Genomic DNA, 25,035 nt, shown 5'->3' with positions numbered 1-25,035 from the left:
GATGAAAGATCTTTCCGTTCTCATCGTGGGTGGTGGCGCCGGCCTCGGCGCGCTGTTGGCTGAGATGGCCGTTGACGCTGGCGCCGCGAAGATCTGCATCATCGACATCAATCAGCAGGCAGCGGAATCGGCGCTCGCACCGGCGAAGGCCAGAGGTCTGCCGACCGCCGCAGCGGCTTGCGACATCCAGGTCGGCCCGCAGTGCCATACGGCCTTCGATGCCATTGTCTCGAAGCTCGGCCGTGTCGACACAGTGATCAATTGCGCCGCGATCTATCCGCGCCGCCCGCTGCTCGAGATCAGCGACGCCGACTGGGATGCCTCCAACGGCATCAACATCAAGGGCACCTACCACATGATGGTAGCCGCCGTTCGCCACATGCAATCACAGGAGCCGAAAGCCCATGTGCGCGGCCGGATCGTCAACCTGACGTCGGTCGACGCCTTCAAGGCGCATCCGCAAAACGCCCACTATGCGGCGACGAAGGCGGCTGTGGTCAGCCTCACCCGTTCCTTCGCCCACCACGTGGCCAAGGACGGCATCCTTGTGAATTCCGTCGCGCCGGCTGGCATGGCCACCGAGAAGGCAAAGGCCCTCGGCTTCCTCGAGGAACTGGCCAAGGCAAGCCCGCTCGGCCGTGGCGCCGAACCGACCGAGATTGCCGAATGGGTGTTGATGACGGGCGGCCCCAAGAACACTTACATGACCGGCGAAAACGTAATTGTTTCAGGTGGTTACATCTACGCCTAAGAGCGGTTCTACGCAGCCGGCGGCGGCCGGAATACGACAGTGCATGATCAACGGAGCCTCAAGCGGAAGGAGCGAAATTTTCGATGACCGGCAAGCTGCGCCTTCCCTCGCTGAATGCTCTTCGCGTCTTCCACGCCGTCGCGCAGCATAAGAGCTTTCGGCAGGCGGCGGATGAACTGTTGGTCACACCGCAAGCGGTCGGCCAGCAGATCAAGCTCTTGGAAGACACGCTTCAGGTCACGCTGTTCGAGCGCAAGGGCCGATCGATCGAACTGACCGAGTCGGCCATCCTCCTCTCGCACTATGTCAAAGCCGGCTTCGACGAGTTCTCGGAAGGCGTTCGCCGCGTCACCAAATCGAACTACCGCGACCGCATCAACCTCAATGCAAGCCCCTACTTCGCCACGCATTATCTGCTGCCGCGACTTTCGCTGTTCCGGGAAATCCTGCCGGGCGCCGATCTGCGCCTGACGACGATGGTCGACCTGCCCGATTTCGGGCGTGACGATATCGATATGACGGTGCAGTGGGGTTACGGCAACTGGCCGGACTACGAGACCACGCTGCTGGTGCCGGACCCGAAGATCATCTGCTGCACGCCGGCGATCGGCGAGAAGATCAAGTCGGCGCATGACCTGACGCGGTTCACATTGCTCGACACCGTCAAGTCGAAGCGGCTGTGGCCGGACATATTGCGCCACCTTGGCGTGGAACTGACGGATGGCGACCGCAGCATCAGCTTCGACGACGCGGCAACTATGCGCCGGGCGACACTTCAAGGCATTGGTGTTGGCCTGGTCTCCGTCATCGACGCCGAGGAAGATTTCCGGGCTGGCGCCCTGGTCGCGCCGATCGGCCGCGACGCCATCGCCGATATGAGGCCGGAGGAAGTTCCGGGCTTCTACCTGGTCGTCCCGCGCGGGCATCTGCGCGTGAAGGCGGTGGCCGCCCTGCATCGCTGGCTGGCCCAGCAGGATTGGCGGAGCGACCTCAAGATCTCCTTGCCTAAACCGACCCCGCTTGCCGACTGAAGCGGCTTCGAGACCGGGCTCCGACGGCCTTCTTTCGGAGCTCCAACAACAAGAAACGGAACAACCTCAACAGTGGAGATATCAAATGAAAATGATGAAATGGGGGGCCGCTGCCATGGCCCTGGGCCTCGTGCATTTCGCGGCGCCGGCTGAAGCTGCCGGCGGCAAGACGCTCGAAGCCGTCAAGGCCCGCGGGACGCTCAATTGTACTGGCCACGACGGCTCCTATCTCGGCTTCGCCGAAGTCGACGACAAGGGCAATTGGAAGGGCATGGACATCGACCTCTGCAAGGCTGTCACCACGGCCGTGTTCGGCGATCCGTCGAAGCTGAAGGTCGTGCCGATCAGCTGGGCGCAACGCTGGCCGGCGCTCCAGTCCGGCGATGTCGATATCATCATCAAGGCTTCCGGCGGCACGCTGAGCCGCGACACCGAACTCGGCCTGCAGTTCTCCATGTCCTATTACCTCGGAACCACCAAGGTGATGGCGCACAAGGAGCTCAACCTCAAGTCGCTCAAGGACGCCGCTGGCGGCACGATCTGCATTCCGGCCGGTACCTCGCAGGAGCAGCAGGTCGCCGCCTATACGGCCAAGCTCGGCATCAAGCTCGAGCCGGTGCTGATCGAAAAGACCGAAGAGCTCGAACAGGCCTATTTCTCCGGCCGCTGCGATCTCTATGCGCAATGGGGACCGACGCTCGCCATTGCCCGTATCGCCAAGGGTAAGGTCGAGGACCATGTCATTCTGCCCGACGTGCTCGCGGTCGAGCCTGAAGTGATGATCATGCGGCAAGGCGACGACAATTGGGTCGACATTGCCAACTGGACGCTGAGCACCCTGATCTTCGCCGAAGAGGAAGGTATCACGTCGAAGAATGTCGATGAGATCAAGGCCAAGCCGACATCGCCGCAGGTGGCCAAGTTCCTCGGCGTCACGCCAGGCATGGGCAAGGGTTTGGGGCTCTCCGACGACTGGGCCTACAACGTGATCAAGAACGTCGGCAATTACGGCGAGATCTTCGATCGCGATCTCGGCAAAGACTCGCCCTACAAAATGGACCGCGAGCTCACCAACCTCTGGAACAATGGCGGCGTCCTGTTCCCGCTGGTGATCGACTGATCCCCTTCTGAACCCCTCGCTCAAGGCTCCGCCCGGCTCTCGCTGGGCGGAGCAGCGGCAATTCGGGAAAGGTCGGTCAATGGGCAGCCTGCTGAGAAATCAAAAGGTCCGCAACGCGCTGTTGCAGATCCTTTATGTCGGCTCGATCGCCGCGCTGGTGCTTGCCGGTGTCGTGATCGCGCGTCGGAATCTGGCCCAGCAAGGCATAACCTCAGGCTTCGACTTTCTGTTCAAGTCGACGGGCTGGGATGTGAATTTCTCGCTGCTGCCGGCCACGGCGAACGATCCTTACTGGTGGTACTTCCTCATCGGCATCATCAACACGCTGTTCCTGGGAACGGTCGGTCTGATGCTCGCGACGATCGTCGGCGCGATCGTTGGCCTGGCGCGCACCTCGTCGAACGAGTTGGCGAGACTGCTCGGCCGCACCTATGTCGACATCTTCCGCAACATCCCGCTGATCCTCCAGGTCTTCTTCTGGTACGCGCTCATTACGCATCTCCCCCCTCCGCGCACCGCGCATGAAGCATGGGGTTTCCTTCTCACCAGCCGCGGGCTTTATGTGCCGGTCCCGAACGTGAGCGGCACGGCATTTGCCGCGGCCATAGTGGCCGTGATCGCGGCAATCGTTCTGCCGATCTGGCTGGGCAGAACGTCCCGGCTCGACAAGCCGGTGGGCGAGCGGCTCGTCATTCAACTGGCAGGCGCCGCAGGCGCGCTCGCCTGCTCGGCCATCATCCTTGTGGCCGGTCGCCTGCCCGATGTGCCGCTGATCGATTTTCCGGCGCTACAGGGTCTCAACCTGCGCGGCGGCCTGCGCATTGGACCTGAATTTTCAGCACTTGCCATCGCCATCGCCATCTATGGCGGGTCTTACATCGCCGAGATCGTGCGCGGCGGGTTCAAGGCCGTCGGCAAAGGCCAGGTCGAAGCGGCACTTTCGCTCGGCCTGAGCTCTTGGCGGGTCTTCATTCTCGTGCGGCTTCCGCTTGCCTTGCGCGCCATGCTGCCGATTCTGGCCAACCAGTATGTCTGGCTGATGAAGGCGACCACGATGGGCATAGCGATCGGCTTCACCGACTTCTTCATGATCGTTGCGCTGGCGATCAACCATTCCGGCCAGACGCTCGAAGCGATTGGCATCCTGATGGCAGGCTTCCTGGCCATCAACCTCAGCCTGGCCGCCATGTTCAATCGCCTCAACAAGGCAATCGCCCTCAAGGGCAATCAACTGAGGGGATGAGAGATGGAGATGGTCATTGTCGCGCCCCCCGCCCCTGGTAAGCTCGAAGATCTGAGGCGACGCTTCTTTGCGACGCCGCTTCAGGCGCTGTTGTCGCTGGTCTCCCTGGCGATCATGGTCTTCCTGGGCTGGAAGCTCCTGAACTGGGCTATCTTTTCGGCCGTCTTCACCACCAGCGGCGGGCCGGAAGCTTGCCAGGCAGCAACTGGAGCGTGCTGGTCGGTCATATCAGCCAGATGGCGGATCATTCTGTTCGGCCTCTACCCCTACGAAGAGCAATGGCGTTCGGCCCTGGCCTGCGTGACAGTGGTTGTCATGACGGTCTTGAGCTGCATGCCGTCGTTCTGGACTGGCAGGCGGATCGCGCTCGTATGGGGAGCCGGAGCAGCGCTCTATTACTTCCTGATGAAAGGCGGCGTACTTGGTCTTGCCCATGTCGGCGAAGAAGCGTGGGGCGGCCTGGCGCTGACCCTGTTCATCTTCGTGACCACCTGCCTGATCGGCTTCCCGCTGGCGATCTGCCTGGCTCTGCTGCGACGGTCGGACCTGCCCTGGATATCCCGAACCACGGGCCTCATCATCGATGGGGTACGGTCGCTGCCGCTGATTTCGATCCTCTTCACCTTCGCCATAGTCCTGCCCTTCGCGCTGCCGCAATGGCTGCAGGGCGACAAACTGTACCGGGTGATCCTCGGCTCGGCCCTGTTCTTCTCCGCTTACCAGGCCGAGATCGTCAGGGGTGGCATGCAGGGCGTTCCCAGTGGACAGGAAGAGGCCGCCATGGCTCTCGGCATGAATTATTGGCAGCGCATTGGCCGCATCCTTCTGCCCCAGGCTATGCGCAACGCGCTGCCGGCAACGATCAACCAGTTCGTCATCTCCTTCAAGGAGACCTCGCTGGTGGTCATTGTCGGCTTCTTCGAGATCCTGGCGTCAGGCAATGCCGCCTACGGCACCGGGGAATGGCGGTTCGCGTATGTCGAAGTCTACGTCTTTATCGCCATGATCTATTTCGTTTTTGTCTTCAGCCTGTCCCGCTACGGCGCCTATCTCGAGCGCCGCATGTCCGTCGGCGAACGGTAAGGAGGCGCAAATGATCTCAGCTAGTTCGGGTGAGTCTGGCGGGCCTGCGGTCCGCATCGAGAACCTCGACAAATACTATGGGTCGTTCCACGCACTGCGGAACATAAACCTCTCGGTCGAGCGAGGAGAGAGGATCGTCATTTGCGGTCCCTCCGGCTCCGGCAAATCCACCATGATCCGGTGCATGAACCGGCTGGAGCAGCACAATGGCGGCCGCATCGTCGTCCTCGGCACCGAACTCAACGACGATGTCGGCAACATCGACGGGATCAGGCGCGAGGTCGGGATGGTGTTCCAGCACTTCAACCTGTTTCCACACATGACGGTGCTGGAGAACTGCACGATTGCGCCGATGCTCGTGCGCAAGCAGCCTCGCTCCGAGGCCGAAGCAACCGCCCGACGCTATCTCGAAAAGGTCCGCATCCCCGAGCAGGCGATGAAGTTTCCCGGCCAGTTGTCCGGAGGCCAGCAGCAGCGGGTCGCGATCGCGCGTGCGCTTTGCATGCAGCCGCAGATCATGCTGTTCGACGAGCCGACCTCGGCGCTCGATCCCGAAATGATTTCCGAGGTGCTGGACGTCATGGTTACGCTTGCCTCGGAGGGCATGACGATGATTTGCGTCACCCACGAGATGGGTTTCGCGCGCAGGGTCGCCGACCGGGTGATCTTCATGGATGCAGGCGAGATCGTCGAGCAGGCGCCGCCTGAGGAATTCTTCACCGCTTCGCAAAACGAGCGCACGCGGCAGTTCCTGTCGCAGGTGCTGGGTCATTGAACGGCAATTGGGAAGATGCAACGGTCCGAAACCAGCCGCATTCCCCTCAGGTGTTCAATGACTGATCCCGCAACCACGTTGCACGAGATTCTCGGGCCGAAAGGCTGGCTTTCAGGCAGCGACGCCGAGCCTTACCAGCGCGATTGGCTCGATCGTTATGGTGTCGCGCCTTTGGGTGTTGCTAGGCCCGCGAACACGTCCGAGGTAGCGGCTGTCGTCAAGGCATGCCGGGAGGCCGGCCTGATGGTGGTGCCGCAAGGCGGAAACACCGGTCTTTGCGGCGGGGCGGTGGCCGAACAGTCGAACGCGGTGATCGTCTCGCTTTCGCGCATGGCGGCGATCGGGAAGCCGGATCTGGACAGCGGATCGATCGCCGTCGAGGCCGGCGTCGTGCTTGCCGCGCTGCACGAGGCGCTGGAGCCGCACGGCCTGACGTTTCCAATGCATCTTGGTGCCGAAGGCAGCGCCAGGATCGGCGGCCTGATCGGCACCAACGCCGGCGGCAGCCAGGCCTTTCGCTACGGCATGATGCAGGATCTCGTGCTCGGCCTCGAAGTCGTGACCCCGGACGGCGCGATATGGGACGGGCTGCGCGCGGTGCAGAAGGACAATGCCGGCTACCAGCTGCGCAAGCTGTTCTGCGGCGCGGAAGGCACGCTCGGCGTCGTGACGCGCGCAATCCTGCGGCTGTACCCCAGGCCTCGGCAGCAGGCGAGCGCCCTCTTAGTCATGCCCGATTTCGCCGCCGCCGTTTCGTTCGGTGCCTTCCTGCGCGGCGAGGCTAGCGAATTCCTGACCGGCCTCGAATTCTTCAGCGATGTCGGCCTGGAGCTCGCCCTCAAACACCTGCCCGATCTGGCCTATCAGTTGGAGACAAGGGGAGACGTCTATCTACTCGTCGAGCTGGCTTCCGGCTCGACCCGTGTTCCCCTGGACGAAATCCTCAATTCGGCACTGGAATGGGGAATGGAGCAAGGTCTAGTCCTGGATGGTGCGCTGGCGACATCGGGGGCACATCGGGCGCAGTTCTGGCGGTTGCGCGAAGAGCAGCCGGAAGGGCAGCGTCTGGAAGGCGAGCAGTTGAAGCACGACATCTCGGTGCCGCCAGGCGCCATCGCCCGCTTCATCGAGGTAGGAGCAAAGGTCTGCGGCGACATTCTTCCCCGTGTCCGGATCAACCCGTTCGGGCATCTCGGTGACGGCAACATCCACTACAATCTGTCGCCGCCGGAGGGCCGTGCCGATTTTGACGCCAAGGCCGGGCAGTTTGCCGAGACCCTGTCCTCGCTCGCCACCGGGATGGGCGGCAGTTTCGCGGCTGAGCATGGGCTTGGCCGAGCCAAGATCGCCTTGGCAGAACGCAATCGCGGTTCTGTGGAGCGGGAGCTCATGGCGCGGCTGAAGAGCGCGTTTGATCCGCTGGGCGTGATGAACCCCGGCGTTCTGCTGCGATCTGCCAAGTAAAGAAAAACTTTCGAATAGCCGGCATTTCTTGATTTCGCCTCGATCCGGCAGCGTGCACGTATAAATCCGCAGGGCAGGCTCGGTCCGCTTGCCGCCAGGGTAAGGATGTCCAAGCATGATCCGCAATGGCGGTCACCTTCTTGTCGAGTGCCTGATCGCCCTTGGCGCGACCAAGAGCTTCGGCGTGCCCGGCGAGAGCTATCTGGCCGTGCTGGACGCGCTGCACGACACGCAGGGAAAGCTTGACTATGTGCTGTGCCGCAACGAAGGCGGCGCGGCGTTCATGGCCTCGGCCTATGGCAAGCTGACGGGCACGCCCGGCATCTGCTTAGTGACGCGCGGCCCGGGCGTCACCAATGCCAGCATCGGCGTCCACACGGCCATGCAGGACAGTTCACCGATGATCCTGTTCGTCGGTCAGGTCGGCACTGACATGAAGGGGCGCGAGGCCTTCCAGGAGATCGACTACCGCGCGGTGTTCGGGACCGTCGCCAAATGGGCCGTCGAGATCGACGACGTTGCGCGCCTGCCCGAGATCGTCGCGCGGGCCTGGACCACCGCCTCGACCGGACGGCCCGGCCCCGTCGTGGTCGCGCTGCCGGAGGACATGCTGACCACCTTGACCGCGGCCGCTCCGCTCAGCGGACCTGCAGCGATTTTCGAGCCGGCGCCGGCCGCGGATGCGATCGCTTCGGCGCAGAAGCTGCTGGCGGCGGCCAAGCGGCCGGTCTTGCTCATGGGCGGCGCCAACTGGACGGCGGAGGGACGTGCCGCCCTGCAGGCCTTCGCCGAGACCTCCGATATCCCCGTGGTGGCGGCCTTCCGCTATCAGGATCAGTTCGACAACCATTCGCCGGCCTTCGTCGGCGAGGCCGGAGTCGGCATGGTGGCGCATGTCAAAAACCTGATCCGCGATGCTGACGTGATCCTGGCTATCAACGTTCGCTTCGGCGAGATGACCACGGATGGCTACACGCTTTTGTCGGTGCCGCAGCCGCGCCAGAAGCTGATCCACGTCCACGGCTCCGACCGCGAGATCGGCAAGATCTATGTGCCGGCCATCGGCATCCATGCGGGACCGAACGCCTTCGCCACGACGCTGACACCAGTCAAGGGCGATTGGGCAGAGTGGCGCGCGGCGGCGCGCAAGGGCTACGAAGGGACATTCGCGGCACCCGTCCAGCCCAGCCCGGTGGACATGGTGGCGGTCAGCGCCTGGCTGCGCGAAAACCTGCCCGCGGACGTCATCCTCACCAACGGCGCCGGCAATTTCACGGTGTGGCCGAACAAGTTCTTCAAGTTCGGGCCACGGGCGCGACTGCTTGCCCCGCAGTCCGGCGCGATGGGCTACGGCTTGCCCGCGGCAATCGCCGCGAAGGTCGCATTCCCCGAGCGCACAGTTGTCTGTTTTGCTGGCGACGGCGATTTCCAGATGAATTGCCAGGAATTGGGAACCGCCATGCAGGCGGGCGCGCAGCCGATCGTGCTGATCCTCAACAACGGCATCTACGGCACCATCCGCGCGCACCAGGAACGCCACTATCCGGCGCGCGTCTCGGGAACCTCGCTTAAGAACCCGGACTTCGTGGCTTTGGCAAAGGCCTATGGCTTCCACGCCGAACGGGTCGAGGCGACGCAGGATTTTGCGGCGGCGTTCGACCGGGCGCAGAAATCCACCACCGGTGCAGTTCTCGACATCGCCATCTCAGCCGAAGCGCTCACGCCTCGCCAAACCCTTTCCCAGATGCGCGACGCCGCGCTCGCTTCCCAAAAGGCCAACGCATGACCCCAAGGACTGACGACATTCGTCTCGGCGCGGACATTGGCGGCACCTTCACCGACATCGCCCTCGACCTGCATGGCACGATGTTCACAAGTAAGGTGCTGACCAATTATGCAGCGCCTGAACAGGCGATTCTTGACGGCATTGCCATCGTCACGCGCGATGCCGGGATATCGCCGGCCGAGATCGGCATCATCATCCACGGCACGACGCTGGCGACCAACGCCCTCATCGAGCGCCGCGGCGCGAGGACGGCACTGATCACGACCGAAGGGTTTCGCGACGTCATCGAGATGCGCACGGAAAACCGCTTCGAGCAGTATGATTTGAACCTGCAACTGCCGACGCCGCTGATTCCGCGCGAGGACCGTTTTACGGTCAAGGGCCGCATCGGCGCCGAGGGGCAAGAACTGCAGCCGCTCGACGAAGCAGCACTCAAAGACATTGCCGCACGGATCGCCGCCGGCGGCTTCGGCTCGGTGGCGATCGGCTTCATTCATTCCTACGCCAATTCCGCACACGAACGCCGGGCGCGCGAAATCCTCTCCCGCAAGCTGACCGTTCCGATTTCGATCAGCTCGGAAGTCTCGCCGCAGATGCGGGAATTCGAGCGCTTCAACACGGTCTGCGCCAACGCCTATGTGCGGCCGCAAATGGCTGACTATCTCGCCCGTCTGCAGATACGCCTCAAGGACATGGGCGCCGAGTGCCCGGTCTTCATGATCCATTCGGGCGGCGGCCTGATCTCGGTGGAAACCGCTTCGGAATTCCCCGTGCGGCTGGTCGAATCCGGGCCGGCCGGCGGCGCCATCTTCGCCGCCGACATCGCCAGGCGTTTTGGGCAGGAAAAAGTCGTCTCCTATGACATGGGCGGCACCACAGCCAAGATCTGCCTCATCGAGGATTTTGCGCCACGCACCGCCAGGACATTCGAAGTGGCGCGCACCTATCGCTTCAGCAAGGGCTCCGGCATGCCGATCTCTATCCCTGTCATCGAGATGATCGAGATCGGCGCGGGCGGTGGCTCCATCGCCTGGGTCGACGCCATGGGCCGCATCCAGACCGGACCCGAAAGTGCCGGATCGGAGCCGGGCCCGGCCTGTTATGGCCGTGGCGGCAAACGCCCGGCGATCACCGACGCCGACCTCGTGCTTGGCAAGCTCGATCCCGACAATTTCGCCGGCGGCGCAATCAAACTCGACACATCCGCATCCGAACAGGCCATCCTGTGCGAAGTCGGTGAGCGCCTGTCGCTCGATGCGATGTCGACGGCATTCGGCATCTGCGAGGTGGTGGACGAGAACATGGCCAATGCCGCCCGTGTCCATGCCGTCGAGAGCGGCAAGAACATTTCAGACAACATGATGATCGCCTTCGGCGGCGCGGCTCCCCTGCACGCCGCACGGCTTTGCGAAAAGCTCGGCATCGACCAATGCCTGGTTCCCCAGGGCGCGGGTGTGGGATCGGCGATCGGCTTTCTCAAGGCGCCGTTCGGCTACGAGGCCCTGGCGTCGAAGATCACCCGCCTGTCGCAGTTCAAGCCGGCCGAGGTCAACGCCTTGCTCAGCGATCTCAAGGCCAGTGCCGAGAGCTTCGTGCGGGCCGGCGCCAGCGGCGAGATCGTCTGCGAAATCACCGCCTTCATGCGCTACGCCGGTCAGGGTTGGGAAATCCCCGTACCGCTGCCGGACGAGCCGTTCGGCGATGATGCGGTCACCACGCTGAAGGACCTGTTCCAGGCGAACTACCAGCGCTTCTTCGGCCGCGCCATCGACGGTCTCGGCGGACTGGAGATCGAGGTTGTCACCTGGTCGGTCAAGGCAACCGACATTCGGCCCGCCGCCGTCAGGCACGAACTCACGACCGCAAAACGGACCAAAGAACCGGCCAAGAAACGCCCGGTGTTTGATCCGGCCAGCGGCGAATCCCGCATCTATGGCATCGTCGAGCGGGCAGCGCTCTGCGCCGGCGATCATGTGCCGGGGCCGGCCGTCATCGTCGAACGCGAAACCTCGACTGTAGTCACCACAAGTTTCGATGCCGTCGTCCAGAGCGACGGCGCTCTCCTTCTGATCCGCAAAGGCAGCCAGGCATGAGCGACATCAAGGAAATCCGCATGCAGGTCATGTGGAACCGGTTGATCTCGGTGGTCGAGGAGCAGGCCCTCACCTTGCTGCGCACCGCATTCTCGACCTCTGTGCGCGAATCCGGCGATCTGTCTGCGGGCGTCTTCGATCCGCGCGGCCAGATGCTGGCGCAAGCGGTGACCGGCACGCCCGGCCATGTCAACACGATGGCCGAGGCCGTGCTGCATTTCATGAACGAAATCCCGCGCGACAACATGTTCGAGGGCGACACCTACGTCACCAACGATCCCTGGCAAGGCACCGGCCATTTGCACGACATCACCATGGTGTCGCCGTCGTTCCTCGATGGCGAACTCGTCGCATTCTTTGCCTGCACGGCCCATGTGGTCGACGTCGGCGGGCGCGGCTTCGGCGCCGACGCCAAGTCGGTCTTCGAGGAAGGCATCCAGCTGCCGATCATGAAGTTCGCGGAAAAAGGCAAGGTCAATCTCGACCTGGTCAGGATCCTGCGCGCCAATGTGCGTGAGCCCAATCAGGTCGTCGGCGACTTCTATTCGCTGGCCGCCTGCAATGAAGTCGGCCATCGGCGTCTGGTCGACATGATGAAGGAGATCGGCCTGACCTCGCTGGACGGGCTTGGCGACTTCATCTTCTCGCGCACCCGCGACGCCATGGTCGAACGCATCGCAAACCTGCCGAAGGGAAGCTGGTCAAACGAGCTCATGACCGACGGCTATGACGCACCGGTGAAGCTTGCCGCGACCGTCGCGGTTCGCGATGCCGGTATCGAAGTCGATTTCACAGGCACAGACCCGATGAGCCGGTGGGGCATCAACTGCCCGATCATCTACAGCAAGGCCTATGCCTGCTACGCGCTGAAATGCGTCGTGGCGCCTGACATTCCCAACAATGCCGCGTCGCTGGCCTTCTTCACCGTGTCGTCGCCGGTCAACATCCTCAATGCCGTGCGCCCTGCCCCGGTAGCGCTGCGGCATATTTTCGGCCACATGGTGCCCGACCTCGTGCTCGGTGCGCTCGCCCAGGCGCTGCCCGGAAAGATCCTCGCCCAGGGCGCCGGCGCGCTGTGGAACATCCACATCTCGGCGCGGCCGGTTCCCGGCGGCTCCGGCAGGAATGCCGAAGTGCTGATGTTCAACTCCGGCGGCATGGGCGCGCGCCCTGGCCTCGACGGATTGTCGGCTACCGCATTTCCCTCGGGCGTTCATACCATGCCGATCGAGGCAACGGAGCACACGGGACCAATCGTCATCTGGCGCAAGGAACTGCGCCCGGATTCCGGCGGCGACGGTGAGTTCCGCGGCGGCCTTGGGCAGATCCTCGAGATCGCGGCAACGGACGGCCACGAGTTCGACTTCTCCGCCATGTTCGACCGCGTCAATCATCCCGCCGCCGGCCGCAATGGCGGCAAGGCCGGCGTCGCCGGTGTGGTCAAGCTTGACGATGGCACAATGATGCGACCGAAGGGCTGGCAGCATGTTCCGGCCGGACGCCGCTTGATCCTCGAATTGCCCGGCGGCGGCGGTTATGGCGACCCGTCGAAGCGCAGCGCCGACGCCCGCGCCAACGACCACTCCAAGGGCTACATATCGGAGAACGACAAATGAGCTACATCGCCTCCCGCCTGTCGGCAGTAAAACCTTCGGCTTCGATGGCAGCGTCGCAAGCCGCCAAGGCGTTGCGCGCCAAGGGCGTCGACGTAATCGATCTCGGCTTGGGCGAACCGGATTTCCCGACGCCTGGCCACATCGTCGATGCCGCCCATGTCGCAGCCAAGACGGGACAGACGCTTTACACAGGAGCCGCCGGCACAGCGGAAGTGCGCGAAGCGGTGGCGCAAAAATTCCGGCGTGAGAACGGGCTCGACTATACGGCTGAAGACATCGTCGTGGCCAATGGCGCCAAGCAGATCATCTTCAATGCGCTGATGGCGACGCTAGAGACTGGCGACGAGGTGATCCTGCCGGCACCCTATTTCGTCTCGTATCCCGAAATGGTGAAGCTGCTCGGTGGCACGCCAGTCGTCGTCGAGTGTCCGGAGACATCGGGATTCCGGCTGACGCCGGAGCTGCTTGAAAAGGCCATCACGCCACGGACGAAATGGCTGTTCCTCAACATGCCGGGCAATCCATCGGGCGCCGTCTACTCGGAGTCGGATTTGGTGGCGCTCGGAACCCTATTGGCAACGCATCCGCAGGTTCTCGTCCTCTCCGACGAGATTTACGAACACATCCTCTTCGATGGCCGTGAATTCGTTTCCTTCGGCAAGGCCTGCCCGGGACTCCGGGATCGTACCCTGATCGTCAACGGCGTCTCGAAGTCCTACGCGATGACCGGCTGGCGGGTCGGCTATGCGGCCGGGCCGGCGCCGCTGACGAAGGCGATGGCGACTATCCAGAGTCAGTCTTGTACCTCCGTCTGTTCGATCGCGCAGGCCGCGACGGTTGCCGCACTCAGCGGCCCGCAAGACGAGGTGGCACGTTTCCGGCAAGCCTTCGAGGCGCGCCGCGACCTCGTCGTCAACGGCATCAGGCGCATCAATGGCCTGACGCTGTCACCGCCCGACGGCGCCTTCTACGCCTATATCGGTTGCGGCAGCCTGATCGGCCACAAGACCCCTGGGGGCGTCGTGCTGCAAGACGACACGGCGGTGGCGAATTATCTCCTCAACGAAGGCCGCGTGGCGTCGGTTCCAGGCGCTGCTTTTGGACTTTCACCCTATTTCCGTATTTCGACCGCGACTGGCGAAGACGTGCTGACCGAAGCGATTGCGCGCATCAACGCCGCCGTCGCGCAAGTGGAGTAGACCATGCCGCATTATGAACGCATCCTGATCACCGGCGCCGCGGGCCGCCTCGGCTCGGAGTTGCGAAAGGGCCTGGTGCCGCTGGCCAAGACGATCCGGCTGGCGGGGCGCGAACCGTTTGGTCAGCTTGCTCCCCACGAGGAAGAAGCGGTCTTCGACCTCGCCGACATGGAGGCGACAATCGCCGCCACCAAGGACTGCGACGCGATCGTGCATTTCGGCGGCGCGCCGCTGGAATGCGAATGGCAGAAGATTCTGGATTCCAGCATCCGCGGCTCCTACCACATCTATGAAGGCGCCAGGAAACACGGTGTGAAGCGCGTCATCTACGCCTCCTCAGTGCATGCCATCGGCTATCACGAGATCGAGGCGCATATCGGCGTCGACGCGCCTGTGCGCCCGGACAGCCTCTATGGCGTGTCGAAGAACTTCGTCGAGAGTCTGAGCCGGCTCTACTGGGACAAGTTCGGCATCGAGACGGCGTGCCTGCGCATTTTCTCGTCCTTCCCCGAACCGGCGGACCGCCGCATGCTGTGGTCGTATCTCTCCTTCGCCGATTGCGTGCGACTGGTCGAGGCGGCGCTGACCGCGCCGCGCGTCGGCCACACGATCTCCTACGGCATTTCCGACAACAAACTGAAGATGGTCGACAACAGTGGCGCAAACCATCTGGGCTTCATCCCGCAGGACAGTGCCGAGCCATTCCGTGCCGCCGTCGAAGCGAAAACACCCGTACCCGACCCGACCAGGCCATCCGTGAAATATCTTGGCGGCTGGTTCTGCGAGCTCGGCCACCCGGACGATAGGCCAGTATAACGTTTTACGACAGCGAGAGTAACATGTGGCTTAACCACACCAACTGGCGTCACAGAGCGCGCTTCGCATGCACGAAATCACTCAGGCTGATACCAGCAATACCTGGTCCGAACCCAAAGCCGCGAACGGATTGCCGTCCAATGGCAAGCTCTCTCAGGAGACTTGGGACAAGCTAGTGGCAACCTCCGCCAGCCCGGTGCTGAGGTGACGCGCCAGGATCTGCGCGGGCCCTTCACCAAGCGCATTCCGGTCGCATGGAGAGGATGGCCCGTCTACCGAGGCTCGGCTATCGCAACTCGACGGAGAAGCTGGCGGAGCGCTTTCATATCAGCGAACAGTTGCTCAGAAGGCTCAATCCGGGCATCGGCTTCAGGAAGGCCGGCACAATGTTAGTAGTGCCAGATGTTGGCCGGGATGGTCCTCCCGCCGCCGTCGCGAGCGTTGAGAATGCGCGCCTCACTGGCCCCTTTTTCAGAATCATGATCAACTGGTGAGGCGCTTCGGAACCTTTCCCTCGCGATGCACTTCCTGTGCATGTCCCAGAAGATTGAACTGCCAATCCTGCAAGAGAACAGCCCCGACCGGGAAATCAACTGTGAGGTCGCTTTAGAGCCCGCGTTCGAGGAATTGGCCGCAGCGTCACAAGCCCGCGGATGGATAGCCCAAGAAACGGCGGCAACTCTCCTGAGAATCGCAAAGGCGCATGCGGACCGGCTTGAGGCTATCGTAGATACAGACGGATTTTGGAGGCGTACCAGCTCGATTTCGTTGGATGCTGCCGCAGAGGTCTTTCGCGACGCAATGCGGCAGACTGTCAAGCGGTACTCACTTTGGTATCTGGTAGAGGGCGTGCTGCTGGTCGCGGCCGGAATTTTAGCCGTGATCTTTCCTATGATCTCGTCGGTTGCTGTGGTGGTCCTGCTCGGGTGGCTGCTGATCATCAGCGGAGCCCTGCAAGGCATAAGCCTAGTCGGTGCGGGCCACGTGCCTCATTTCTGGTTGCAACTCATCTCTGTCATCCTTGCTGTGATGATTGGTCTCCTTTTTCTGCGCCATCCTGGAAACGGCCTGCTAACTATCACCTTGCTGCTGATCGTCTTCTTCATGATTGAGGGCATCTCGAAGGTAGTTTTCGCCCTCACCATCCGTCCCTTTCCCAACTGGGGCTGGGTCTCGGGGAGTGGGCTGATTGGGATTCTTCTTTCTCTGATCCTGTGGATCAGGATCCCCCTGACGGCCGTGTGGCTGATTGGACTGCTGTTGGGGATAGAGCTGATTAGCGTGGGCGCGGCGACTGCTCAGCGCGGCTGCCAGCGTTGGAAACGAGACGATGGCGCACCCGACACGATTCGAACGTGTTGCTTGCGACGAGAAAGGCGTCGCGACCGGCCGCGCCAAGCGTGTACGGCAAGCAGTCGGTGATCGATCACGAAGAAACAGGGCGAAGGGTGCTTGGTCGGCGATGATAGAGGAGCCATGAGTTTCGCCACCTCGCGGTGAAGAAATGAAGTTTCGACTGATCTGCAGACACTTCATCGCGACAAGAGACGTGTGCTGGTATTCATCGATCAGGGCTTCACGGAACCGGCGTTCAGTCGCCGGCACGATCACTGCTGATAGTGCAAAAAGGTCGAGACACTCTCTGGACTACACCACGCCGGCGATTTCTCCCGGCCTGCTTTCGAAATCGAAAAGTCTCTGTGTTGCAAGAGCGGCGGCGCCCCGTGCCCAGGAATCGTCCGCCCAGTCCGGCGTGATCGGCGGTGGCGCCCACATGGCATGGCGCCGCAGCGCCTCGCGCATTGGTTCGAAGAGATAGTCACCGAAGCTGACGGCTTCACCGCCGCCGACGATCACTTCCGGATCGATGATGTTGCAGAAGCTACCCAGAAACCTGCCGATGCCTTCGCCCGCTTCGCGCAGCATATCCACGGCTGTCTGGTCGCCGGCCTGGGCCGCGTCGAGCATGTCGTGGCGGCTCACCTCGGCTGACAGGCCCTTTGCTTCTCTCCACCGCTTGACCAGGGCCGGCTCCGAGAAAAAGGTCTGCAGGCAGCCGCGCCGGCCGCACTCGCATAGCGGCCCGTTCGGATCGTAGATGGAGTGGCCCATCTTGCCCGCCGCGCCGCTCGCGCCGTGATGGACGGAGCCGTCGATCACCACCGCGCAGCTGATGCCGGCACCGATAGCCAGCGCACCGACGGTGCGGCGATGCCGGCCGAGGCCGAACAATTGCTGCGCCAGCGCGAAGGCATTGGTGTCGTCGTCGGCCCAGACCGGGACGTTGACGAGTTCGGCGAGCATGGCCGCGATCGGCACGTCGGTCCAGTTGAACCGGTGGCTGAGCCGGCAGACGCCATTGTCGATGACCCCGGGTACCGCGATGCCGATGCCGCTGAGCTGCGCACCTGATGGTGCGTCGCGATCCGCGAGCAATTGCTTGACGGCCAAGGCACAGGCTTGCGCCGTGCTTTGCGGCGACTGATCTGGCACAGCCACCCGCCTGGAGACAAGCGGGGTCGTGGCAAGATCGGTCAGCACGCAATCGATGGCGCCGACCATCAGCTTCAGCCCGACGACGAGACGGCCCGCATAATTGATGTCGATCGGGATGGGGCGCCGGCCCGGCGCCCCGAGACTGGCTTCTCCCTCGACCAGGATGTTCTCATTCAAAAGGTCGGTGACGACGAACGTCACCGCCGCCGGGCTCAGGCCCGTGACCGCAGCGATCTCGGCGCGGCTGATTGCCCCTTCCCGTCGCAGCAGGTTCAGGATCAGCCGCCGATTGATCGCCCGCGACGTCTGCTGGTCACCCTTGAGCTTCATTCCGGCCTCATTATTAATTTTGTAAATTAAGTATTGACCTGTTTCATCTGCATACGCTACCGTGTGCCTTGGTTCAATTGGAATCCGGCTGTTCTCAGGGAGGAGATAAAGGCCATGGCAATCGACGTTACAGCCCTGTCCACGACACGGCGCCGTTTCCTGAAGGGCACGGGTGCAGCTCTCGCCGCCTCCGCCGCTGGAGGGCTTTGCCTGCCGGCACTGGCGCAGTCGCGCGAAATCACCATCATTTCCAATCTCAGCAATGTCGGGCAGCGCGAGATTCTGCAACGGCTCGCTACCGAATATGAGGCGAAGTCCGGCGCCAAGATCGTCATCAACAACATGGACCATGAGGCGCACAAGACGGCAATCCGCAGCTACCTCGTCGTCGGCGCCCCCGACATCTGCTTCTGGTTTTCCGGCAACCGCATGAAGGCCTTCGTCACCAAGGGGCTGTTCGACGACATCTCTGATCTGTTCGCCAAGGAGAACTACAAGAGCGTGCTCGGCGCCACGACAAATGCGGTCACTGTCGGCGAGAAGCAATATGGCTTGCCGATGGGCGGCCTTCTCTGGGGCCTGTTCTACCGCAAGGATGTTTTTGCCGAACACAATTGGACGGCGCCGAAGACCTGGAGCGATTTTCTTGCCTTCGGCGACGCCGCGAAATCCGCCAGCATGATCCCGATGAGCATGGGCACCAAGGAACTCTGGCCGGCGGGCGGCTGGTTCGACCATATGAACCTGCGCATCAATGGTCTCGACAAGCACATCGCCCTGATGGAGGGCAAGGTCCAGTATACCGATCCGATGCTGACGCCGGTCTTCGACAAATGGAACGATCTGATCAAGGCGGGTTTCTTTTCGCCGAACCACAGTTCCTTCGGCTGGGAGCAGGCCGGCGCCGCGTTGGCGCAGAAGAAGGCCGCAATGATGGACCTCGGCGGCTTCGTCCGATCCGCCTTTCCGGACGCCGACATGCCGCAGCTCGCCTACGCGCCATTTCCCGAAATCGTCCCCGGTGTCGCCCGGTACGAGGATTTCTCGGTCAACTCCATTCATATCCCCGCCAATGCCAAGAACAAGCAAGGCGCACGTGACTTCCTCGCCTATTTCTACAAGCCGGAGAATCTGGCGGCTTTTCTCGCTGCCGAGGGAGCCATCCCGCCGCGCAACGACTGCCCGCCCAGCAAGGATCCGCTGGTCAATGCCGCCGTCGAGGAACTGAAGAAAGTGGTCGGGACATCGCAATATTACGATCGCGACACCGATCCGGACATGGCCCAGGAAGGCATGACCGGGCTTCAGGAATTCATGGTCAAGCCCGAACGGCGTGACCAGATTCTCGAGCGGCTCGAAAAGACGCGCAAGAGAATTTTCAGCTAGTCCTCCCGGACCTGACGGGACGCTGCCCATGTCCAGGCGGCTCCCGTCTCTTTTCCGATGAATTCCTGTTGGATGAATTCCCATGCCCCGCTTCTGGCGTCGCAATCGTCACTGGTTGACACCGGTCTTGTTCCTGCTGCCGGGCCTCATCCTGTTCAGCGCGGTGATCCTCGCTGCCTCGGTCGAGACGATCTGGATTTCGCTGCATGACTGGGACGGCATCGGCGCTAAGACCTGGGTCGGCTTCGCCAACTATGTCGAACTGTCTGACGACCCGCAGTTCTACGTCTCGCTCAAGAACAATGTCATCTGGCTCATGATGTTCATGCTGGCGCCACCGATCGGGCTCGCACTCGCCCTGATCGTCAACCAGCAGATCCGCGGCATGCGCATCCTGAAGTCGCTGTTCTTCGTCCCGCTGGTGCTGGCGACGGTGACCGTCGGCGTCGTTTTCGGCTGGGTTTACGACCCCAACTATGGCTTGCTGCAACTGATCTTCGGCACGTTCGGCGCCACCGCGCCGGCGCTGCTCTCCGACGAGAATTTCGTCACCTTTGCCGTTGCCGGCGCCGGCCTCTGGCCGCAGATCGCCTTCTGCATGGTGCTGTTTCTGGCGGGACTGAACAACCTCAACGACGACCTGATCGGCGCCGGGCGCGTCGATGGCGCGCGCGGCTGGCGCATGCTGCGCCACGTCATCCTGCCGCAACTGTCGCAGGTTGGCTTCATCGCCATCGCGGTGACGGTGATCGGTGCGCTACGCTCCTTCGACATGATCGCGGTGATGACCAGCGGCGGCCCTTATGGCTCTTCAACGGTGCTCGCCTACCAGATGTACGAGGAATCGATCTTTTCCTACCGCTTCGGCTATGGCGCGGCGATCGCCACGGTTCTCTTCGTCATCATGATCGCCTTCATCGCCTGGTACCTTCACGGCCTCATCAAGGCCGAGCGGAGCAACGCCTGATGTACCCGCGCCCGATTCCCGAAGACGCCAAGATCAAACGCGCGCTCTATGTCGGCGGCGTGACGCTCGTCGTCATCCTCTGGCTGTTGCCGCTGCTTGCCGTCATGCTAACGTCGATCCGCTCGAATGAGGAGCTAATGGCCGGCAACTACTGGGGTTGGCCACAGAAATTCAGCCTAATCGAGAACTACACCGCGGTGTTCGAGCAGACCGCGATGCTGCGGTTCTTCCTCAACAGCCTGCTGATCACCATCCCCTCGGTCATCGGTGTCCTGATCCTGTCGACATTGACCGGCTTCGTGCTCTCCCGCTATCCGTTCCGCGGGTCCAATCTCGTCTTTGCGCTGTTTGTCGGCGGCAATTTCCTGCCGGCGCAGATCATGATGATCCCGGTGCGCGACCTGATGGTGAGGCTCGGCCTATACGACACCGTCTACGCGCTGATCGTGTTCCACATCGCCTTCCAGACCGGCTTCGCGACGCTGTTCATGCGCAACTTCATCGCGGTCCTGCCCGGCGAATTGTTCCAGGCGGCGCGCGCCGAGGGCGCATCACCTCTCCAGATCTTGCGCCACGTCGTGATTCCCCTGGTGAAGCCCGCACTGGCGGCACTCGCCATCCTCACCTTCACCTTCGTCTGGAACGACTATTTCTGGGCGATCGTTCTGACCCAGAGCGACGCGGTCAAACCCGTCACCGCCGGCTTGAACAATCTGCGCGGCGAGTGGACCTCTGCCTGGAACATCGTTTCGGCGGCCACGATCTTCGTCGCGCTGCCGCCGATCGTCATGTTCTTCATGATGCAGAAGCATTTCATCACCGGCCTCACCATGGGAGCGGTCAAGGGATGATGTCTCGAGCCCCCCGGCATATCCGGCAAACACGGAAAGGCGCCTCGCTATGAGCAGCGTGGAACTGCGCAAGGTCGACAAGCACTATGCCGGCTACCACGCCCTGAAGACGATCGACCTGAAGATCGAAAAGGGCGAGTTCGTCGTCATGGTCGGGCCTTCGGGCTGCGGCAAGTCCACCTTGCTGAAGACCATCGCCGGGCTTGAGACCATCAATTCCGGCCAGATCGTCATCAACGGACGCGACGTGACCCGGGAAGGGCCTGGCGACCGCGGCATCGCCATGGTGTTCCAGTCCTATGCGCTCTACCCGCATATGACCGTGGCCGAGAACATGGGCTTCGGCTTGCGCATGGCCAACCGGCCGAAGGCTGAGATCGACGCCGCCGTCAGGCGCGCCGCACAGATCCTCCGCCTCGAAGAGCAGCTCGATAAGCGCCCGAAACAACTCTCGGGCGGCCAGCGCCAGCGCGTCGCCATCGGCCGCGCCATCACCCGCTCGCCCGAGGTGTTCCTGTTCGACGAACCGCTGTCGAACCTCGACGCCGCATTGCGCACCCAGATGCGGGTGGAACTGTCGAGCCTTCACGCCCAGCTCGGCTCCACCATGATCTACGTCACCCATGACCAGGTCGAGGCGATGACCATGGCGGACCGGATCGTGGTCCTGAACAAGGGGCAGATCGAGCAGGTCGGCTCCCCGCTCGAACTCTATGCCAATCCTGCAAACCTCTTCGTCGCCGGCTTCCTCGGCGCGCCGCGCATGAACTTCATCGAAGCGAAGGTGGAAACCATCGGCACGGCCGGCGTCACCTTGGCGGCCGCTGGCATGCCGGCACTGACCATGGATGGCATCGATGTGACCGGCCTTGCCGCCGGCGGCGCCGTGACCATCGGCATCCGGCCGGAAATTCTGCGTGTCGTCGAACAGGCAGGCGCCGGCATGGCGTCCTTCCCCGGCCAGGTGCGGCTGGTCGAGCATCTGGGACGGGAAACGGTTCTGTATCTCGACGCCGCTCCTCTGCAGACGACCAATTCGGACAGCGGCACCGGTAATTTCACGCTGCAACTCAACAAGGTTTCTCCGGTCAATGTCGGGGCCGAATTGAAGATCGGCTTCGACATCGGCGACGCCTACCTCTTCGGACCCGACGGCCGCACGCTGACGCCACGAAAACCTGTCGCCTCGACCTGATCCCTTCAATCCGAGAGTTTTATCAGCATGCAACGCAAGACGCCCGCCCCGCTGTCCGTATGGCGACCGCTCAGCCTCGACCGCTTTCTGCTCGGGGCGCCGCACTATCCCGAACATGTCGATGAAAGCTGCTGGCGGCGCGACGCCGAGCGTATGGCCGCCGCCGCCGTCAACACGGTACGGATGGGCGAGTTCGCCTGGCATATTTTCGAGCCCCGTGAAGGCAAGTTCGACTTCGGCCTGTTCGACCGCGCGATCGATGCTCTCGGCGAAGCTGGGATCGACACGATCATGTGCACGCCGACCGCGACCCCTCCCCGCTGGCTGACAACCAATTATCCCGAGGTGCTGCGCGTCGACATCAACGGCCGGCCGTCGTGCCACGGGTCCCGTCAGCATGCCGATACCACGAGCCCCGTGTTCCGTGCCCACAGCCGCCGCATCACCCGCGCCATGGCCGAGCATTACCGAGACAATCCGCGTGTCATTGGCTGGCAGACCGACAATGAGCTCAACACCACCGTGTCGGAGTCGTTTGCGCCGTCGACGCGGCTGGAGTTCCAGAAATACCTGCAACACAGCTACGCCACGATCGATGCGCTGAACTTTGCCTGGGGCGGAAACTTCTGGGCGACGGCCTACGATGATTTTTTCCAGATCGAACTGCCACGCCCACTGATGCCGTCATATCCGAGCCCCGGACATGTGCAGGACTACCATCGCTTCCTGGCTGCGGCGACGGCAGCTTTTCAACACGACCAGGTCGAGATCCTGCGTTCCACCAATCAGGACTGGTTCATCTTTCACAATCTCGGCCAGCTCGCCGACATCGACTTCCGCGGTCAGTTTGGACAGGACCTCGATTTCATCGGTTTCGACATCTATCCGATGCTCTATGACGAGATGCGCCGCACCGGCGGTCATGCCGCGACGCAGGCCCTGCATCTCGACGTCTGCCGCGCTTACTCCGGCAACTTCATCGTACCGGAGCAGGCCTCGGGTTTCGGCAGCCAGCCTGGGTTTTCGACGATGACGCCGGAACCCGGCGAAATGCGCCGCATGGCCATGACGTCGGTGGCGCGCGGCGCCGACGGCATCATGTTCTTCCGCTGGCGTCCGGCGCATTTCGGCGCCGAGATCTACTGGATGGGCGTCATCGATCACGACGATGTACCGCGCCGCCGCTACGACGAGGCGAGCCGCTTTTTCCGCGAGATCACTGCCATTAAGGACCAGATCCTTGGCACGGTCGTGCGCATGGATCTCGGCATCGCCGGCGCCGACTTCGACAACCAGGAAGCCCACAGGACTTATGCAATCGGCCTGCCGAGCCCACTCGAGGATGCCACGCTGCTGCATCGCCACTGCTACCGCGCCGGCATCGCCTGCGGCTTCATCCATCCGGAGGACGATCTCTCCAGGCTCAAGGCGCTCTACGTTCCGCACTGGGTGATGTGGAAGGATCAATGGAACGACGCCGTCGAAGCCTTCGTTCGGAACGGTGGCACGTTGATCCTGTCGGCGATGAGCGGAACAAGGGATGAGAACAACCACATCATTCGCGAGCAGGCGCCCGGCAATGCTCTGGCTGCGTTGAGCGGCGTCAGGGTCACCGAGTTCGGGCGCGTCGTTCCCGAGGGCGGCAATGGCCTCTTTCCGTTGTTCCGGCAGGCCGCCATGGGCGCCTATGTGCCGCCATCGCCGCTGCCGTCCTCGTCGGCGGAGCGGAAATATCAATTCACCCTTGGCAACAGGCAGTTCGAGGCCGCACATCTCTATGAGCTGCTCGAGGTCGCACCGGACACCGAGGTGCTGGGCGTCTGGTCGAACCGGTTTTGCGCCGGGCAGCCGGCGATCACCTCCCGCCAGCTCGGCCAGGGTCGCGTCGTCTATCTCGGCACCTATCTGACGCCGGAATTTGCCGAAACGATCGCCGATGTCGTGCTGGCCAAGGCGGGCGTGGTACCTTTGCTTCCCGAACTGCCCGCCGGAGTGGAGGTGTCGATCCGCGAGGCCGACGACCGCCAGCTGATGTTCGTTCAGAACACGCGGGAGCTTCCCGTCACGGTACTAAACGTTCCGCCGGGCATCGACCTGCTAACTGGCGATCCCATCGCAGGCGCTATGCAACTCGAAGCCTACGGCTCCGCGGTCATTTTGCTACCTCGAGAGTAGAGGACTTCGTAGGATCGAAAATCGCCTTGGTCCGCCTGTTCGGCATCAGCATCGACCATTCGACGATCCATCGCTGGGTTGTCCACTTTTCACCCAACTTGCCGAAATTTGCGACACACATCCAGATTGTCGTGACGGTTCTGCACAATAGTCTCCGTTGTGCGCTCGAATGGTTTCAAACCATCCCGTTTGCACATCCCGCTCAGGCCGGCGCGTATTCGTTGGCCTCGAACAGGTGGTGGTGGACACGCGCGTTTCAGTTTTCGAACGAGGTCATCTGCCATTGCCGGCGCATCCGGTCCGAACCGATCGCGGAGCTTCACTAGGTCGAGCGACTGGCTATGGTTGCAAGGCGCGTAATGGCAAAACGCCGTCACCGTCATCTTCGCGTCGATCAGCGATTGAAACGTCCAGCCCTTTGCCATCCGGCTGATATAGCCTTCAATCTTCCTCTCGAAAATCCTGGAGCAATGCGTGCGTGCTTAGCGTTCGGTCCCACGCGCGCTAGTCGACCTCGATAATCCGACTTGGCTTCTTGGCTGCCGGTTGACGACGTTTGACCGGAGCCGTCTTTTCGATAGATGCTTCCACAGAAAGGCGCTGCTCGCGCAGTCGCGCCGTCTTGGCATCTCTCGCTAGACGCTCAGCCTCGATCGTC

At 62.5% G+C, this 25,035-nt stretch carries 21 protein-coding genes; 20 read left to right on the top strand and 1 reads right to left on the bottom strand.

Annotated features, from left to right (window positions below; translation table 11 throughout):
* Position 1: 1 nt before the first annotated feature.
* The 14 genes from AC07FD_RS26070 to AC07FD_RS26005 all read left to right on the top strand — a co-directional run bounded on the left by AC07FD_RS26070 (position 2) and on the right by AC07FD_RS26005 (position 16,399).
* On the top strand, positions 2–751 hold the full coding sequence (locus AC07FD_RS26070) for an SDR family NAD(P)-dependent oxidoreductase (protein ID WP_478352168.1): 750 nt from the start codon (positions 2–4) through the stop codon (positions 749–751).
* A gap of 83 nt (positions 752–834) precedes the next feature.
* Entirely contained in the window at positions 835–1,782 is a 948-nt protein-coding gene (locus AC07FD_RS26065; protein WP_478352167.1) for a LysR substrate-binding domain-containing protein, read from the top strand.
* Positions 1,783–1,867: 85 nt separating this feature from the next.
* On the top strand, positions 1,868–2,902 hold the full coding sequence (locus AC07FD_RS26060) for an amino acid ABC transporter substrate-binding protein (protein ID WP_478352166.1): 1,035 nt from the start codon (positions 1,868–1,870) through the stop codon (positions 2,900–2,902).
* 79 nt (positions 2,903–2,981) lie between these two features.
* Positions 2,982–4,145, top strand: a complete 1,164-nt coding sequence (locus tag AC07FD_RS26055) for an ABC transporter permease subunit (protein ID WP_478352165.1) — start codon at positions 2,982–2,984, stop codon at positions 4,143–4,145.
* 3 nt (positions 4,146–4,148) lie between these two features.
* Positions 4,149–5,228: an amino acid ABC transporter permease gene (locus tag AC07FD_RS26050; protein WP_478352164.1), complete on the top strand. Its 1,080-nt coding sequence runs from the start codon at positions 4,149–4,151 to the stop codon at positions 5,226–5,228.
* 10 nt (positions 5,229–5,238) lie between these two features.
* Positions 5,239–6,003, top strand: a complete 765-nt coding sequence (locus tag AC07FD_RS26045; protein WP_478352163.1) for an amino acid ABC transporter ATP-binding protein — start codon at positions 5,239–5,241, stop codon at positions 6,001–6,003.
* Positions 6,004–6,060: 57 nt separating this feature from the next.
* Positions 6,061–7,467, top strand: a complete 1,407-nt coding sequence (locus AC07FD_RS26040) for an FAD-binding oxidoreductase (RefSeq protein ID WP_478352162.1) — start codon at positions 6,061–6,063, stop codon at positions 7,465–7,467.
* A gap of 115 nt (positions 7,468–7,582) precedes the next feature.
* Positions 7,583–9,253: a thiamine pyrophosphate-binding protein gene (locus tag AC07FD_RS26035; RefSeq protein ID WP_478352161.1), complete on the top strand. Its 1,671-nt coding sequence runs from the start codon at positions 7,583–7,585 to the stop codon at positions 9,251–9,253.
* A complete protein-coding gene (locus tag AC07FD_RS26030; protein WP_478352160.1) occupies positions 9,250–11,346 on the top strand; it encodes a hydantoinase/oxoprolinase family protein in 2,097 nt (698 codons plus the stop codon). The genes AC07FD_RS26035 and AC07FD_RS26030 overlap by 4 nt, the downstream gene beginning before the upstream one ends.
* Positions 11,343–12,962: a hydantoinase B/oxoprolinase family protein gene (locus AC07FD_RS26025; RefSeq protein ID WP_478352159.1), complete on the top strand. Its 1,620-nt coding sequence runs from the start codon at positions 11,343–11,345 to the stop codon at positions 12,960–12,962. The genes AC07FD_RS26030 and AC07FD_RS26025 overlap by 4 nt, the downstream gene beginning before the upstream one ends.
* Positions 12,959–14,161: a pyridoxal phosphate-dependent aminotransferase gene (locus AC07FD_RS26020; RefSeq protein WP_478352158.1), complete on the top strand. Its 1,203-nt coding sequence runs from the start codon at positions 12,959–12,961 to the stop codon at positions 14,159–14,161. Before AC07FD_RS26025 ends, AC07FD_RS26020 begins: the two co-directional genes overlap by 4 nt.
* A 3-nt stretch (positions 14,162–14,164) precedes the next feature.
* Positions 14,165–14,977, top strand: a complete 813-nt coding sequence (locus AC07FD_RS26015; protein WP_478352157.1) for an NAD-dependent epimerase/dehydratase family protein — start codon at positions 14,165–14,167, stop codon at positions 14,975–14,977.
* A gap of 263 nt (positions 14,978–15,240) precedes the next feature.
* Complete coding sequence (locus AC07FD_RS26010) at positions 15,241–15,471, top strand: hypothetical protein (RefSeq protein ID WP_478352156.1); 231 nt, start codon at positions 15,241–15,243, stop codon at positions 15,469–15,471.
* Positions 15,472–15,511: 40 nt separating this feature from the next.
* Positions 15,512–16,399 carry an HdeD family acid-resistance protein gene (locus tag AC07FD_RS26005; RefSeq protein ID WP_478352155.1) on the top strand — a complete coding sequence of 296 codons (888 nt, stop codon included), beginning with the start codon at positions 15,512–15,514 and terminating at the stop codon, positions 16,397–16,399.
* Positions 16,400–16,624: 225 nt separating this feature from the next.
* Here AC07FD_RS26005 and AC07FD_RS26000 read toward each other — a convergent pair whose 3' ends face one another.
* Complete coding sequence (locus AC07FD_RS26000) at positions 16,625–17,803, bottom strand: ROK family protein (protein WP_478352154.1); 1,179 nt, start codon at positions 17,801–17,803, stop codon at positions 16,625–16,627.
* Positions 17,804–17,917: 114 nt separating this feature from the next.
* On the opposite strand from AC07FD_RS26000, the gene AC07FD_RS25995 reads away from it, so the two are divergent.
* The 6 genes from AC07FD_RS25995 (at position 17,918) to AC07FD_RS25970 (ending at position 24,703) form a co-directional block, all read left to right on the top strand.
* Complete coding sequence (locus AC07FD_RS25995; RefSeq protein WP_478352153.1) at positions 17,918–19,189, top strand: ABC transporter substrate-binding protein; 1,272 nt, start codon at positions 17,918–17,920, stop codon at positions 19,187–19,189.
* 82 nt (positions 19,190–19,271) lie between these two features.
* A complete protein-coding gene (locus AC07FD_RS25990) occupies positions 19,272–20,156 on the top strand; it encodes a carbohydrate ABC transporter permease (RefSeq protein ID WP_478352152.1) in 885 nt (294 codons plus the stop codon).
* Complete coding sequence (locus AC07FD_RS25985) at positions 20,156–21,007, top strand: carbohydrate ABC transporter permease (RefSeq protein WP_478352151.1); 852 nt, start codon at positions 20,156–20,158, stop codon at positions 21,005–21,007. The genes AC07FD_RS25990 and AC07FD_RS25985 overlap by 1 nt, the downstream gene beginning before the upstream one ends.
* Before the next feature lie 49 nt (positions 21,008–21,056).
* Entirely contained in the window at positions 21,057–22,202 is a 1,146-nt protein-coding gene (locus tag AC07FD_RS25980) for an ABC transporter ATP-binding protein (protein ID WP_478352150.1), read from the top strand.
* A 27-nt stretch (positions 22,203–22,229) separates the two neighbouring features.
* The gene (locus tag AC07FD_RS25975; RefSeq protein WP_478352149.1) at positions 22,230–24,377 is read left to right on the top strand and encodes a beta-galactosidase; all 2,148 of its coding nucleotides are present in this window, start codon (positions 22,230–22,232) and stop codon (positions 24,375–24,377) included.
* A gap of 26 nt (positions 24,378–24,403) precedes the next feature.
* Positions 24,404–24,703, top strand: coding sequence for a hypothetical protein (locus tag AC07FD_RS25970; RefSeq protein WP_478352148.1), 300 nt, complete (start codon positions 24,404–24,406; stop codon positions 24,701–24,703).
* The last annotated feature ends 332 nt before the right edge of the window (positions 24,704–25,035 follow it).

This window comes from Mesorhizobium waitakense (assembly GCF_056431085.1).
The sequence above is the reverse complement of the archived record's forward strand: the minus strand, read 5'-3'. Positions and strand labels throughout refer to the sequence as shown.